Below are 14,786 nucleotides of genomic sequence, written 5' to 3' on the forward strand. Positions count from 1 at the left end.
GAACATGTTGTTTTACTGTGCGAGCACTTTATAACTTGTAAGCTCCGATGCTTGCGCACCGGGCATCCGCTATCAAGCGCCCACACTTATCGGTTGTTTGTTTGTTAAAGAACTTGCCGCGGTTCGCTTTGCTTACCGCGTCGCTGCTTTGTCTGCAGCACATAAAAACGAGAGAAAACCGGCTACTAAACCCGAACATCACTGAACGAATTCGTATTGCTTTTTTCCTTTCTTTTTACCCCACAACTTGTGCTTTACTCTGCTTTGCTGCAGCGCATTTCGTTGCGAGGGAGCGAATATTAATGCGCGCTTATCGAAGTGGCAAGTCCTTTTGGAAAATATTTTTGACGGCGCGGCCAATCGGGCCGGCCGCAGTGCAATGAGTGCTCCTTGTTGCACTTTATGAGGATGCAGCCCAGTGCCAACATGCCGCCCGCGCTCACGGGATGCGCGAACTCTCCCGGCGCAAGGGCCGCCACCCGCCACGCAACGTCGCAAGACGAAGCCTTCGTGCTCGCGCAGATTAAACGCGGCCAGCGTCAGCTCGTTTGCTACCGCGGAAAATTGCAGGATGCCTTCATGCGCTTCGCCGTAACGCCTGCCACGAATGCTAAACGTGTGCGTTCGTCGGCACAGCCCATGACGACCTGGATCACATTGTGCAATTGCCCGCGCGTCAAGTGCTCGGGAACGAGGACGCGTCGCCAAACCGACGGGCTCAGGCCACGCAGAGCAATTCGAAGTTGCAGGACGGAGGTCGCCGGCCCGGGATCGGAAGCCATGCGCGCATTGTAGGTGCCTCATTGGCCTCCTGACAGTGATCCGGTCGTCCGCCCCCGCTTTGGCGCGGTCTCCGCTTGGGGGCGTGTCCCCAGTGAGCGGCCGATCGGCCAGCCGCAGACGATCGGCGACTGCCAACAAACGCCGGTCTCGCGTCCACGGAGCACTGCCGGGTGTCAGCCGGGTAGCGCCCGGCAGATGTGCGTCGACATAGCCAATCCCGAGGCCGTACAGCACTTGGTCGCCGATCATCCGTCGACAAACGCTGCCAGCACTATCCCGGGAGGTCACTCATAGACCTCAATTCCCTCGCCCGCTGGCGGACAGACGGAAATTCTCCAGAAATCACTGGCATTTTTTCTATTCGCCGCCAAAGTTGTTCCTGATGGGGGCCGAATGCAAATCAGCCCCTATGTAAAGTAGCCTTCTGGCATCTACTGGCCAACATGAATCGGGCGTAGAAGAACCTCTTGGTCGCATTGACTACCGACTAAGGGTTCCACCCAGCACCGTATTCGCGCCAACTCCAGGGCATCAAAGTGAGTGATATATCATGCACACCGTAATAAGAGCATATTCGGGAGCAGGCGCTAAGGAACTCTTCGATTTGTTGGAGAGGCGCACTCCTGAGATCGAATCACTGATGCGTTCGGTCCAAGGCTTTGTCAGCTACACACTGGCCCGAAGCGAGGATGGTGAATTTGGCTTCTCAGTTACCGTTTGCAATGACAAGACGGGGGTTGATGAAAGCAGCCAAAAGGCTAAGGATTGGATCGCACAGAACGCTACTGGCAATGGCGCAAGTGCCCCAACGATCTCGGAGGGACTCGTGATCCTGCACGTTAAGTAGCGGCAATGCGTGCTGACCCGATCGATCGCAGAGTTGGAGGCCGTCATCGACCGAGTCGGCCCAGCACGATCACAACTTAGCTTGCACTCTCGATTCCCATGCCCGCGGCTGAACGTGTCAGCCATGTGCTATCGGCAAGAAGCCCCGGGAAGAGACAAGCAGGTCCGGCCCGCGGTCGTCCATTCCCGGGCCAAGGGCAGGCATCAAACAAACCTGAACATTTGCATTTCACGTGCGAGGCACGCCAGGCACGCGGCGGAGTGCCAAATCGGGCAGTGAACCATTGCGTAAACGACGACTGGCGTGAATAGCCCAGCAGCGTTGCCACCCGTCCTATGGGATAACGCGCGTTGGTCAGGTAGCGAATTCCTGCCGCACGTCCTCCACAAGATTCGAAAGGTTTGTACCCGCCGCCTCGAGCTGGCGCTGCCCTTCCCTGCCAACGTAGCGATACACAAATGCCGACATCTACACTTTTCGGAGTGTCGTTCGGAACAAAGCTGTACGACAAGTGCTCGGATGGCCGCAATAAGGTCAGGCGAATGGTCTGCAACCCACACCCTCGGGGCTGACCACAACCGTATCAATCTGCAGGAAAAGGACGATTCCCCCAATTGCCGAAGAAACCATATCCCCGTCTATGTCGTCTATACTTGACACATCGAGCGGAGATTCTCGCCATGAACCCTGCACTCTTGGGTAATACGATTCAACACAAGCGGATCGCCCTCGGCCTGACCCAGCAGCAACTGGCGGATATGGCCAAACTGTCGCGCCAGTCCCTAAACGGCATTGAGCATGGAACCGTGAACGCCACGCTCGAAACGCTGGGCCGGCTGATGGACGTCCTAGGCCTTGCGCTTGATGTGTACGATCCCGACGCCGGCCGCCAGGCCAGGGGCACACCGACCCGCGCACTATGGATGGCCGCGAAGGGCGCAAACGTCAGTTACGCCGGCGAGCTCACGCCTGATCTGCTTGAATGGGCGCTGGCCACTGGCGAGGTGCCGGCGGAGTTTCGACCGCAAGTAGCCCAGGTCCTGGATGAGGCGCCACTGCAACTCGTCACCAAGGTAGTGGCCGAGGTGGCGGCGAAGCAGCACCGGAAACCGGCCGACATCTGGAAGAACCTCAGACGACTCGCGCAGTCATTGACGGCGACACGCGGAGGGCTGTGGGCATGAAGATTGAGCTCCAGGGTGACACCTGGGAAAGCCTGTTCCCTCACGCCTTCACGCTGATGGAGGAGGTCAGGAAGCACGGGGGTATCGAGCCGTTCTGGACCTTCGGGGGCGGGACGGTCCTGATGCTCCGGTACCGCCATCGCTTTTCACGCGATATCGACCTCTTTGTGCCGGACCCGCAATATCTAGGGTTCGTGACACCCCGTTTGAGCGAGACTGCAGAGGGCATCACGAGCGACTATGTGGAGCAGGGGAACTTCGTGAAGCTGGTCCTTGACGCCGGCGAAGTCGACGTCGTGGCCTCGCCCAACCTGACTGACGAGCCATTCGAGATCTGGGAGATCATGGGGCAGCCAGTCAAAGTGGAGACTGCAGCCGAAATCGTTGCCAAGAAGCTCTACCATCGGGGCGACCGCGCCATCGCACGGGATCTCTTCGACCTGGCCGTCGTGGTCGAGCAAGAACCAACAGCCCTCGCGCATGCCGCGCCGTTTCTGCTGAGGCATGCAGCCGCCTTCCTGGGCCAAATCGAGGCGGGCCCGCCGATCATGCGCGAGCAGTTCGCCAGGATCCAGCGGATCAGCTTCGACCGCAGCTTTGATGAGTGTGTCGCGCTGACGCGGGATTTTCTCGATTCGCTGCAGGAAACGGATGACGCTCCGCAGAGGGCGCGGGAACGATATCGCCCGTAAGGGGTAGCCGTACTTTTTGCGCGAAATCTGGCGGTTTTGGCGCTCTCGCTTTCTACGTCAGTGCACTGACCACAATTGTGCAACAGCTTGCTGCACAACTTCAGGCTTGGTGAACGTACACCTACCTGTACCTCCATTCGAGCAATGGGCCTCGACCTGAAGACCGCGCCAAAGCGAGGACTGACTAAGTGGCAATGCGGTAGTTTTTTGTGTTCTGGCGATGGCATTCGCGCTGATGCACGAGGACTACCAGGAAGACGGTGGACCTCAGCCTGGATCAGATACAGGTGCGCGTGCTCTCCCCTGTGGATCTCGCTGCCAGCAAAATCGCGTGACTCGCCGATAACGATCGCGAAGACATTCGCGCACTCGTTGCAGTTGGACTGACGTCGGCAGATGAGATAGAGGAACGTGCAACAGGCGCCTTCGGCAGTTACGTAGGCGGAATCGAGATGCTACAGCGAAACACTCGCGATAGCGCGTGAAGAGGAACGCATCGCCGCTGCGGTGGCGGGTACGAGGGAACGTCCTGCGTTCTGACAGTTGCCGAGGCAGCGCGACGCCCCCGGCGTCCCACCTCTCCTGGCCTGCCGCCGCCCACGTGGGCCGCTAGTCACACCAGCCTCCGTATTTCCCCGGGATTGTGTTGACATTGTCTTCGCTGAATAATCGCGTCCTCAGCCACCGCCACGCACGATGCAGAAAGGGGTTGTTGTCTAGCGAATGAAAGGAGATCACATGTTTTGCTTCGAGTATGGAACCAGCAATGTCTATGCGCAGCTTGGCTTCGCCGACGCCGAAGAGATCCCGCTGAAGGCAAACATCGTGAAAGACATCACCGACCGCATTCAGGTCAGTGGGATGCGGTTGTCGGAGGCCGCCACCCTGCTCGAGACCTCGCAATCGGATCTTCTCCTGGCACTTTGCGGCAAGTTCCAGTCCTTCCGCGTGGCCGAACTGCACAAGTGGCTGGATAGGCTAAGCATCACCTTGCAATGATTTCCTCCGCAAGCCGCTGTCCGACCGCACCGGCGACAATCGCGCATCTAGTATCTGCATTGCCGCGGCGGACGACCTGGCTCCCCTCACTCCGGGACTTGCACCCTATGCAGGCAGTGCGGCAACGCTGTCGGCCTGCCGCCTGATCCTGTAAGCCGCGTTGCAATTGGGTAAGCGACTGGCCTTCCTCACCCTTGTGGACTTGGCCTCTGCTACGAACGCTTCCTGGCCGTCCTTGCAACCGACGCCATGGAGGCCCGTCCCGTGAAAAGGCAAGCCAGGAAGCTGCGTGTGCTGGCTGCCCTCTACTCCAAGAGGAACCGACCTGACGCCAGCCAACATTTGCACGGTTGTAGGTCAAGCTTGGCGATTAAGCGCGTTTTTAATTTTGGCGTGCGGCGTCACCCTCCTCTCCAGGCCAAGCGACGAATGAACTGCACTCTGGCCGCGCCAGGTACGTCGTGCGTCACTTAAGTAGATCCTCATACTGCGCTAAATCCGCGCCAACTTGTGGCGCAGTTTGAAGACCTGCGCCACAGCCCACATGTCCACTGCCCCGAGGAAGTTCGAACGTGGCCTCCCGGGAGCAGATGCGGAGCTTAGTCAGCATCGACCACATTTCATTGCCGCTATTGGCCTCGTCGCTTGCTGGCTCCATGGGTTGTGGGAGTTTGACGCTAGGCGATTAATTGCGTTTTGCTGCGAGGATAGGGCGGCTGAGGCGCCAGCCGACATGCCGACATGCTGGCTGCTGGCTGCTGGCTGCTGGCTGCTGGCTCGGGTCTTCAGAGGCGGTCGGTTGTGGCTGGTGTTACAGGAAGCCGTTAAAAAGCCCTGGCAGAGACCGCCCGGGCATTTTAGCGGCTTCAATTAGGCAACGCGCAGCCGGCATGACGGTGCCTCGTCCCGGATAAGCACCCTGCCCATAGCCCATTAGACGCCCTCCCGTTCCTTTAGGGCCGACTGGACGTCAACCATCGTCAATACTGCGCGTCAGAATCGATGCCGAAGCCCGATACCACCACCCACCTTGCTTCCTTTTTCACCCATGAATGTCGGTAGCGTGTAGCCGCCGTTGATTCGATTAAAGTCGACCTCCGCATAGACGTCCGTCCGCTTTGATAAGGCGTAGTCTGCGACCCCGTTCACCATAATCCGGCTGCCGTCGGCATTCTGCTGCCTGTCATAGTGCGCCGCGACAGACAGCGTGAGTGCAGAGGTTGCATCGATGGCGAAGCCGCCGGTGAAGACATCATTGCGCGTCGGGCTGACATCGAAGCGATTGTTGAGATAGCCGAAGGTCAGCTTGACGATGCCTGCCTGGTAGTTTCCGCCGAGACCCCAGACCTTGCGAGATTCCGGAGTGGTCAGTGCATTAGCCTGCTGCCAGAACGCGCCGACGTCGACGCGGCTGTCTGTGTATCCCACCGAGACACCATAGCTGGAACTACGCTTTGTCTGGCCCGGCACCTCCCCGAAGGTGTAGTGCGCACCTGCCGAGAATGCCCCCCACTGGCCAAAGTACTTGGCCATATTGTCTTGCCGTGGGCCCGTGTAGCCGTTGAGAATCGTAACGGCGTCCAGGTTCGGGTGCCCGTTCGGCTGGAAGCGGCTTGTCGCGTCGTACGCGGTGGTGAACTGGCGCCCAAAGGTGAGTCTGCCAAAGCCGACCTTGTTCAGCCCAACGAAGGCAGCGCGCCCGAACAGGCGAGGCTGCCCGTTCGTGGATTGTTCCCCGTAGCTGGCCGTCTTCGTGGCTTGCGACCCCATACCCGTTGTTGGATCAAACCCGCTTTCCAGATTGAACAGCGCAGACAAGCCACCCCCGAGCTCCTCAGTTCCGCGCATGCCCCAGCGTGAACCGTTGTAATAGCCGCTCGCAAGTTCGGCGAGATTCCCACCGCCAGCATTATTGTTGGAGTAGCGCACCATGGTATCCATGACGCCATACAACGTCACACTGGAAGTTGACTGGGCCTGCGCCTGTGCGGCAGTGGCGAACATCGTGAGGCAAAGGGCGATCTTTCGCTGCATTGAATCTGTTCTCCTCTTTTCTTGTGGATTTTCGAGCTCGCTGATTTGCCGCGACGTAGCCGCGAAACTCTGATATGGACATGTCGCATGAAAAACATGGGCGCAAGAAGCCGCTGCCTCGTATCGATGGAGGCAAAAACCGATACAGATGGATATTCCCAACGAAAAGTAGCCGTCTGGTTACCGGACTTGTCTCGGTACCAAAGCGATTGACATCGAAAGCTGCTCAGCAGCTTCAGATGGAGCCGCTGTAAAGCGGGAGATCTTCGGAGAGTTGAGAGCTGACCGCCCTCAATCGATGGTGATGTTCGCCTTGTGGACGACGCCTCGCCAAAGTTGAATCTGGTCCTTGATGTACGCCGCGAACTGCTCGGGCGTGTTGGACATCGGCTCAAGCCCTTCTTTGCGGAACAGTTCAAGCGTCTCGGGATTCTTCAAGGCGGCCACCACTTCTTTGTTGAGCCTGTCCACGATTGGCCGGGGCGTCCCGGCGACCGTCAGCAGTCCATACCACTGATCCGCGACGAATCCCTCAAAGCCTTTGGTCTCACTGATGGTCGGCACGTTGGGTAGCTGTGGCAATCGCTTCGCCGAAGCAACGGCGATGGGACGCAGACGGCCTGCCTTCAGGAAGGGGGAAAGAGGTGGATAGCCCGTCAGCGCTAGCGACGTCATGCCTGCGACCAAGTCACTCAGCGCCGGAGCGGTGCCCTTGTAAGGCACGTGCTGGATCTGCACATTCGCCCTCAGCTTGAAGTACTCGGTGGCAAGATGCGCAGCGCTGCCATTTCCCGCCGATGCATAATCGTAGCCATTGGGCTTGGCGCGAAGGGCTTGTATCAGACCATCCACGGTTTTCACGTCGAGCTTTTCGGGATTGACTGCCAGGACGTTGGGCACGCTCGCTACCAACGAGATAGGCGCGAAATCCTTCACCGGGTCGTAGGGCAAGCGCCGGTATAGGGTCGTATTGGCGCCAAATGTCCCGACTGCGCCCAGAATGAGCGTGTACCCGTCTGCCGGTTGCAGCTTCGCGTATTGGGTGCCGACAACACCCCCTGCCCCGGGCTTGTTTTCCACTACTACGGGCTGGCCGAGCGCGATGCTCAGCTGCTTGCCCATGACACGCGCAATGATATCGGTGCTACCACCGGGCGTGAATGGCACGACCAACGTGACGGGACGCGATGGATACTTGTCTGCGGCGTAAAGCACCCCAGGGACTACCGCGACACAACTGAGTGTCAACGCAAATGCAGCTTTCTTGAACATTGGATAAAGTCTCCTCGACTGATGCTCGAATTGATTGGCAAATGGGCGGCGGGCAATCGATCCTGCCCTACAAGGGCTCAGGAACGCGTGCCGCGAAACTCGATGTGCCGCTGCCGCTCAAGCAGTCGACGGGCCCGTTCGATGATAGGAAGGTCAATCATGCGTCCGTCCAGTTGGAACGATGCGCCGGGACATAGAGTAGCGAGCGCCAGACGGGCAATGCACGCTGCTTAGTGCGTTCAGCCATGCCTGTCATCGTGCCTGCTCCTCGATGGCCGTAGTGCGGTGTACGGTTGCGCCGATGGTCAGCAAGTTGTCGATATCCCGCTCGGCAACCCCGATGCTGCGCAGCAACTCAACGCTATGTTCTCCGATATGCGGCGCCGGCCAATTGAGAGTCGGTTCGTAGCTCGAGAAACGAATCGGATTTCGCAGATTGGTAATCGTCCCCTCGGTAGGATGTTCGACCTTCTGGAAGAAGCCCGTCTCGGCCAGGTGCGGGTCCTCCAGCACTGAGTCGAGCGTGTGCAATGGAGCTGCGGGAATGTCTGCTGCTTCTAAGATTTCAAGCCACTCTCTTGTGGTTCGTGCCGCAAATGCCTCGTTACGGATACGGAACATCTCCCCGATGTTCTCGAAGCGTGCCCGCTTTTCGGCAAAGCGCGCGTCAGTGCGCAGTTCGGGGCGTCCTATGGCCTCGAACATGGCGAAGACTTGTGCGTCGGTATTGGCCGTCACGCAGATATAGCCATCAGCAGTTGGAACTGGCCGGGAGTTGGGGTCAAGTAGTCGCGAGTCCCCGGTGTCGCCAAGGGGTGGGTCAAAAGTCTTCAAGAACAAGTGCTCGGCCAGCACAAATGCGGTCATGCACTCGAACATGGGAACTTCGATAGCCTGCGGCCCGCCGTGGCGCAGTCTCTGCACCACTGCCATCAGGAYGCAGTTGGCGACCATCACACCGACGGTACGGTCGGCAATGACCATCGGCACGAAGCGAGGCTGTCCGTCGCCGCCGTTGTTGATGGCAGCCAGGCCGGAGGCTCCCTGAATAATAGAGTCGTAGGCCGGCTTGTCGCGATAGCGCCCCTGCTGGCCGAAGCCCACCACGCTGCAATAGATGAGGTCGGGCTTGATTCTGAACAGATCCTCAGCCGACAGCCCAAGGCGCGCGGCGGCAGCCGGCCTCATGTTATGCACAACCACATCCGCGGTGGCGATCAGCTTTTTGAGGGCGTCAAGAGCGCCCGGCTTTTTCAGGTCCAGCGCCAGGCTCTTCTTGTTGCGATTCAGGTGCAAGTATTTGGCGGCCATGCCTGGCGTCGGCGAGCCCCCTCCTATCCAGCGGGCGAGGTCGCCAGATGGATGCTCAACCTTGATGACTTCCGCGCCAAAGTCAGCGAGGAACTGGGTTGCATAGGGTCCGACCACGACTTGCGTCAGGTCGACGATGCGCAGGCCACCCAGAGGGGCAACACCTTCGCCTGCGGCGGCGGCTTCTTGCGGAGTGGACGCGTTCATGCCACCTCCTGCATGCCGGAGCCTTGCAGCGTCGTTTTCCCCGTTTCTGTCACGACTCGGAACGCAATTTCGCCGGGATTGTCACCGGTGCGGCTCTCGACCTGAAATGATTCACCCTCAAACAACGGCGCCGTGTTGCGCGTCGTGATGCCTGCCAGGCGCACTCCACCCCAGGCATGGTGGACGTGCTCGGCGGCGAAAAGCGCGGAGAGGCCTCCGTTGACGACCAAGCGAGGATAGCCTTCTACCTCCGTGGCGTACGGATAGTCATAGTGAATGCGATGGCCGTTGAAGCAGAGGGCGCTATAGCGGAAGAGCGTTACGGCGTCCGCCACAATGGTGATGGATCGATGTGTCGCTTCGAAAGGAGCTTTCGGCGATGCGTTGACCGGGCCACTGGCCTCACCCAGAGCGTTGTTTCGATAGACGATATCCTGCTCTTCGACTACCACATTACCAACTGCGTTGCTGACGGTGTGGCGCACCGTCACGAAGACCAACAGTCCGGAACTGCCTTGCTTGGGCGTGACGGAGGCGATGGCGGACGTCCGAGTGAGTTCGTCGCCGATCCGTATGGGAGCGAGGAACTGGATTCGCTTGCCCGCGAACATGCGCTTTGGCAGCGGTACTGGGGGCAGAAAATCGCCTGGCGCGGGATGGCCGTCCCGGCCCAGCTGAGACCGCGACACGACGCGCGGGAAAAGCACGCTGTACCACATCTGGGGAAATTCAACACCTTGCGCGAAGGAAGTGCTGCGAGGGGACTCAAGGGTGGCCATCAAGCGCTCGGCCAAGGGCACCGTAACGACGTCGGTTGCCGTCTCGCTGCGGCCGATCCAGGATTGCAGCGCGTCGAGGGATGCCGGCGTAATGCTGGAGGTCATGCTGTTGTCTCGCTTGGGTTTTCCATGCCGCCATGGTAGTTTCCCGGGACGTTTCCAAGAAATGGTAAATTTCAGATTAGGATTCCAAACTGGAATAGTCGTGTTGGCACCGGCGGTTCGGGGCCCCGCCTCAAGAACGCACCATGGGAAGAGACTCGCCACGGGCAGCCAGGGTGAGCGCTGTTCCTAGCAAGGAAGCATCATGAAACTGCAGCAAGTAAGGGCTTTCTGCGCCGTCGTGGACTACGATATGAACGTGTCACGGGCCGCCCGGGAACTTCATACGACCCAGTCAGCGGTCAGCAAGCAGATCGCACTGCTGGAGGAAAGCCTTGGGGCAGCGCTGCTAATCCGCTCCAAGAGCCGCATCTTCGGCCTTACTGACGTTGGAGAACGGACGCTGCAATGCATGCGCAGCATGTTGGCCGCAACGGAGGACATTGCCCACATCGTTGCGGATCACCGACGGGAGGCGAATGGCCGCCTGGCCATCGCCACCACGCATACCCATGCCCGCTATGTGCTGCAGGACATCGTGCCCTCGTTCTCCAAGCGCTACCCCAGCGTGGGGCTACATCTGGTACAGGCTTCCCCATCGGAAATTGCACACTTGGTGGCCACCGGCGAGGTGAACCTCGGGCTTTCCACCGCGCCTCAGTTCCTGCAACCGACGCTCGCAGCCATTCCTTGCTACGAACTCGCGCATGTTCTGATTGGGGAACGTGGCCATCCGGTGTTCGATGCCCAGCCGCTAACGCTTGAGGCCATCGCTCGTTATCCGCTGATTACCTACAGCGAGCAGCACGCCATTGGCCGACGCGTCCACGAAGCCTTCGAGGATGCCGACCTGATGCCCAAGATTGCTGTGCGCGGGGCCGATGTCGAGATTATGAAGAATTACGCCGCCTCTGGCGTGGGGCTGGCTATCATCCCGCTCGTTGCGTACTCCCGCTCACATGATCGCAAGCTGGATGCAAGCCCCGTAGACCACCTGTTTCCCACTAGCACCGTCTATGCGCTCGCCAGGCGAGGCGCCTACTGGCCACGCCATTTGTACGAGTTCGTCGGGAAATTGGCACCTGACCTCACGCCGGCGGCAATCGAGGAGGCCTTGCTCAATGCCGCGCAACCGAGCTGATGGATGGCGCCGGCACTCTCGCTAGCACCCTGCGCTTTTCGCACCCTGCTAGCGGATGATCGCGCGGACCTGGCGTCCTTTTCCGGCTCGCCCTTGTCGTCAAAGCATCTCTATGCGTGCGGCCCGGCGGGCTTCATCGAAGCCGTGCTAGACGCCGCGCGGGCCGCCGGATGAGCGGCGACATTGAACACACGAAACGAAGCGCCAGGATCCGGGGGAAGGCAGCCAGAAGGCGTCGGAAGTACTTCGATTCTTGCTACCTATTCTGTGGCGCTGCACCTGATTCTGATGGAAGTGCTTGGCATGGCTGCGGTGAATGGTGCGAATCGTCGCCCGCGAAGGAGGCGTCGGATCAGGTAGCGGTCGCGGCTCGTCCGGATGCATGGCCGTGAAAGCGACGCTGTTCGTGGTCATCCACGGCCACGAACAGCATTTCCCAGCCGGCGCCATCCACTCTGCCGCGACGGCTGCCTGCCACGTGGTGGCTGGGCAGCTCAATACACCAGAGCTTCTCGGAGCAAGTCGCTCGACGCGCATGCTCGTAACGCACAACCGGCTAGCGGCTGCAGGTCACTGAGCGTTGACCGCGTTCAACTGAATAATCTGCGCCATGATTTCCTCGATGTGTCCGGTCTGCTGGTTCTATCGTCACTCCAGGCTAATCCACGTCGTCTTCAGATCGGTGTACTTGTCCAGCGCATGCAAGGACTTGTCCCGTCCCGAGCCGGACTGCTTCACGCCGCCGAACGGCACCGTCACATCGCTGTCCATATAGCAGTTGACCCATACCAGCCCCGCCTGCAGCTTGCGCGATACGCGGTGGGCGCGGGCCAGATTGGATGTCCAGAGCCCCGAGCCCAAGCCATAGGGCGAATCGTTGGCCATGCGGATGGCCTCGTCTTCCGTATCGAACCGGGTCACTGCCAGCACCGGGCCGAAGATTTCCTCGCGCACGATAGTGAGCGACTGCGTCGGGCACTCGAAGATGGTTGGCTGCATATAGAAGCCGCCGCTATCTGCATGCGCACGTTTGCCACCGGCGCGCAGGCGGGCACCTTCGTCCTCGCCGCTCTTCACGTAGGACATCACCCGCTGCAACTGCGCGCCGTCGACGATGGCGCCCATTGCAGTAGCAGGGTCCAGCGGATCGCCCGGCTGCATGCGCGCGGCATGCGCTTCCAGCTTCTCCATGAACGCATCATAGATGCCGCCTTGCACATACAGGCGGGAACCGGCGATGCAGATCTCGCCCTGGTTGCTGAAAATGCCAATGGCGGCGGCCTGCGCGGCACGGTCCAGGTCCGGACAGTCGTCAAAGACGATGTGCGGCGACTTGCCGCCGCACTCTAGCCACACGCGCTTGAGATTGGACTGCCCCGAATACTCCATGAAGCGCTTGCCGGTTGCGGTGGAACCGGTAAAGGCAATGCAATCCACATCCGGATGGCGGCCCAATGCCTGCCCGGCGGCAGCGCCAAGACCCGGGACCACATTGAAGACACCTGCCGGAATGCCGGCCTGCTCGGCAAGTTCCGCCAGCCGTAACGCGGTCAGCGGCGATTGCTCCGCCGGCTTCAGCACCACACTGTTACCTGCGGCCAACGCAGGCGCCACCTTCCAGCTGGCCATCAGCAGCGGATAGTTCCAGGGCACCACCGCCGCGACCACGCCCAACGGCTCGCGCGTGATGGTGGCCAGCACGCTCGGACCGGTAGGCGCGATCTCGTCGTATATCTTGTCGATGGCTTCGCCGTACCAGGCATAGGTGCGAGCGGCCTCGGGAATGTCGTATTGCAGCGTCTCGGCAATGGGCTTGCCCATGTCGAGCGTTTCCAGCAGCGCCAGTTCTTCGCGGTGCGCGTCGATCAGCTGCGATAGCCTGAGCAGGGCCGCCTTCCGGACGCTGCGCGGCAAGTCCGACCAGACGCCGGACCGAAACGCTTTGCGCGCGGCACGCACGGCGCGGTCGACATCCTCGGCGCCGCAGGCAGCAACCGTGGCGAGCACCTTGCCGGTAGCGGGGTTGAGGGTCTCGAAGGTGGCACCATCGGCGGCGTCAACCCAGCAGCCGTCGATATAGGCTTGCGAACGGATCGGCACCGCTTCCGCCTGCTTGCGCCAATGGGCGAGATCTCGCAGATTGTTCATCGTGGGTTCCTTGCATTCATTGGGAATCGGCAAGCTCAGGCGTTAGCCTGTGCCACCATGGCGCCGAGCAGTACATTGGCCCCGGCCTCCAGGTGCTCCGGCTTGGCGTCTTCGATCTCGTTGTGGCTGATGCCGTCCTTGCAGGGCACGAAGATCATCGCGGTGGGCGCGATGCCGGCGATGTAGACGGCGTCATGGCCGGCGCCCGTAACGATGTCCTGGTGGCTGTAGCCCCTGGCGGCCGCCTGCTCGCGCACATGGCCGATCAGTTCCTGCGCGAACGGCGTGGGCGCGAAGTACTGCACGTCTTCCACGGCCACATCGAGGGCCGCGCCGGTGGTGGTGCCTTCCGCCACGGCGGCACAGGCGGCGCGAAGCCGTGCATCCATCTCGGCAAGCCGCGCAGGATCGAGGTGGCGCAGGTCGACCGTGAACTTCACGGCCCCGGGGATGACATTGCGCGACGACGGATGCACATTGACCACGCCCACGGTACCGCGCCCGTGCGGCGCGAAGTCGTTGGCGATGCGAATCACTTCCTGCATCAGGAAGGTGGCGCCGTAGAGCGCGTCCTTGCGCAGAGGCATCGGCGTGGGGCCGGCGTGCGCCTCCATGCCGGTCACGGTGACGTCATACCAGCGCAGGCCGAGCGATCCGGTCACTACGCCGATCACCTTGTCTTCCGCTTCCAGCACGGGGCCTTGCTCGATATGCGCTTCGAAGTATGCGCCAATCTGGCGGCCGACTTCCGCATCGCCGGCGTAGCCGATCGACGCCAGTTCGTCCGCCACGCGCTTGCCGTCGGTATCGGTGGCCGACAGTGCGATCTCCAGCGGAAAGACGCCGGCGAACACGCCGGAACCCATCATTACCGGGACAAACCGGGAGCCCTCTTYATTGGTCCAGATCGCCACCTCTAGCGGCGCTTCGGTGGTGATGCCGTGGTCGTTGAGGGTGCGCATGACCTCCAGCCCCGCCAGCACGCCGTAGCACCCGTCGAACTTGCCGCCGGTGGGCTGCGTGTCGATATGGCTGCCGGTCATGACCGGAGCCAGCGCGTCGTTGCGTCCGGCGCGGCGGCCAAAGATATTGCCAACCTTGTCGACCGTCACGCTGAGGCCGGCATCGCGCATCCATCCGGTCACCAGGTCGCGACCCTGCCCGTCAAGCGCAGTGAGCGCCAGGCGCGCGTTGCCGCCCTTGGGCGTGGCGCCGATCGCCGCGAGGTCCATCAACGATTGCCACAAGCGGTCGCCATTGATTGCGAGTGCGGTCATCTCATTTCTC

Annotated in this window: 12 protein-coding genes; 5 read left to right on the forward strand and 7 right to left on the reverse strand. The window is 60.6% G+C overall.

What is annotated here, in order from left to right; translation table 11 throughout:
- Window positions 1-551: 551 nt before the first annotated feature.
- Entirely contained in the window at window positions 552-782 is a 231-nt protein-coding gene (locus tag AC1DK4_RS34040) for an IS1096 element passenger TnpR family protein (protein ID WP_441623276.1), read from the reverse strand.
- 551 nt (window positions 783-1,333) lie between these two features.
- Here AC1DK4_RS34040 and AC1DK4_RS34045 point away from each other — a divergent pair.
- From AC1DK4_RS34045 to AC1DK4_RS34060, 4 genes are all read left to right on the forward strand, one after another.
- Window positions 1,334-1,630 (forward strand): hypothetical protein, encoded by a 297-nt coding sequence (locus tag AC1DK4_RS34045; protein WP_441623278.1) that lies wholly within the window; start codon window positions 1,334-1,336, stop codon window positions 1,628-1,630.
- Between the two features lie 680 nt (window positions 1,631-2,310).
- On the forward strand, window positions 2,311-2,814 hold the full coding sequence (locus tag AC1DK4_RS34050) for a helix-turn-helix transcriptional regulator (RefSeq protein ID WP_441623280.1): 504 nt from the start codon (window positions 2,311-2,313) through the stop codon (window positions 2,812-2,814).
- Window positions 2,811-3,506, forward strand: a complete 696-nt coding sequence (locus AC1DK4_RS34055) for a nucleotidyl transferase AbiEii/AbiGii toxin family protein (protein ID WP_441623281.1) — start codon at window positions 2,811-2,813, stop codon at window positions 3,504-3,506. Before AC1DK4_RS34050 ends, AC1DK4_RS34055 begins: the two co-directional genes overlap by 4 nt.
- A 738-nt stretch (window positions 3,507-4,244) precedes the next feature.
- Window positions 4,245-4,505 (forward strand): XRE family transcriptional regulator, encoded by a 261-nt coding sequence (locus AC1DK4_RS34060; protein ID WP_441623283.1) that lies wholly within the window; start codon window positions 4,245-4,247, stop codon window positions 4,503-4,505.
- A 993-nt stretch (window positions 4,506-5,498) separates the two neighbouring features.
- Here the strand turns inward: AC1DK4_RS34060 and AC1DK4_RS34065 are convergent.
- The 4 genes from AC1DK4_RS34065 to AC1DK4_RS34080 form a co-directional block, all read right to left on the reverse strand.
- Window positions 5,499-6,539: a porin gene (locus AC1DK4_RS34065; RefSeq protein WP_441623285.1), complete on the reverse strand. Its 1,041-nt coding sequence runs from the start codon at window positions 6,537-6,539 to the stop codon at window positions 5,499-5,501.
- A gap of 291 nt (window positions 6,540-6,830) precedes the next feature.
- Window positions 6,831-7,811 (reverse strand): Bug family tripartite tricarboxylate transporter substrate binding protein, encoded by a 981-nt coding sequence (locus AC1DK4_RS34070; protein ID WP_441623287.1) that lies wholly within the window; start codon window positions 7,809-7,811, stop codon window positions 6,831-6,833.
- A gap of 252 nt (window positions 7,812-8,063) precedes the next feature.
- Complete coding sequence (locus AC1DK4_RS34075; RefSeq protein ID WP_477132058.1) at window positions 8,064-9,329, reverse strand: CaiB/BaiF CoA transferase family protein; 1,266 nt, start codon at window positions 9,327-9,329, stop codon at window positions 8,064-8,066.
- Complete coding sequence (locus AC1DK4_RS34080) at window positions 9,326-10,213, reverse strand: HTD2 family dehydratase (protein WP_441623291.1); 888 nt, start codon at window positions 10,211-10,213, stop codon at window positions 9,326-9,328. Before AC1DK4_RS34080 ends, AC1DK4_RS34075 begins: the two co-directional genes overlap by 4 nt.
- Before the next feature lie 202 nt (window positions 10,214-10,415).
- Here AC1DK4_RS34080 and AC1DK4_RS34085 point away from each other — a divergent pair, with 202 nt between their 5' ends.
- Window positions 10,416-11,351 (forward strand): LysR substrate-binding domain-containing protein, encoded by a 936-nt coding sequence (locus tag AC1DK4_RS34085; RefSeq protein WP_441623293.1) that lies wholly within the window; start codon window positions 10,416-10,418, stop codon window positions 11,349-11,351.
- Between the two features lie 648 nt (window positions 11,352-11,999).
- Here AC1DK4_RS34085 and AC1DK4_RS34090 read toward each other — a convergent pair.
- Window positions 12,000-13,499, reverse strand: a complete 1,500-nt coding sequence (locus AC1DK4_RS34090) for an aldehyde dehydrogenase (protein WP_441623295.1) — start codon at window positions 13,497-13,499, stop codon at window positions 12,000-12,002.
- A 35-nt stretch (window positions 13,500-13,534) separates the two neighbouring features.
- Window positions 13,535-14,776: a Zn-dependent hydrolase gene (locus tag AC1DK4_RS34095; RefSeq protein ID WP_477132059.1), complete on the reverse strand. Its 1,242-nt coding sequence runs from the start codon at window positions 14,774-14,776 to the stop codon at window positions 13,535-13,537.
- Between the last annotated feature and the right edge of the window lie 10 nt (window positions 14,777-14,786).

The organism is Cupriavidus sp. 05N38 (genome assembly GCF_056397345.1).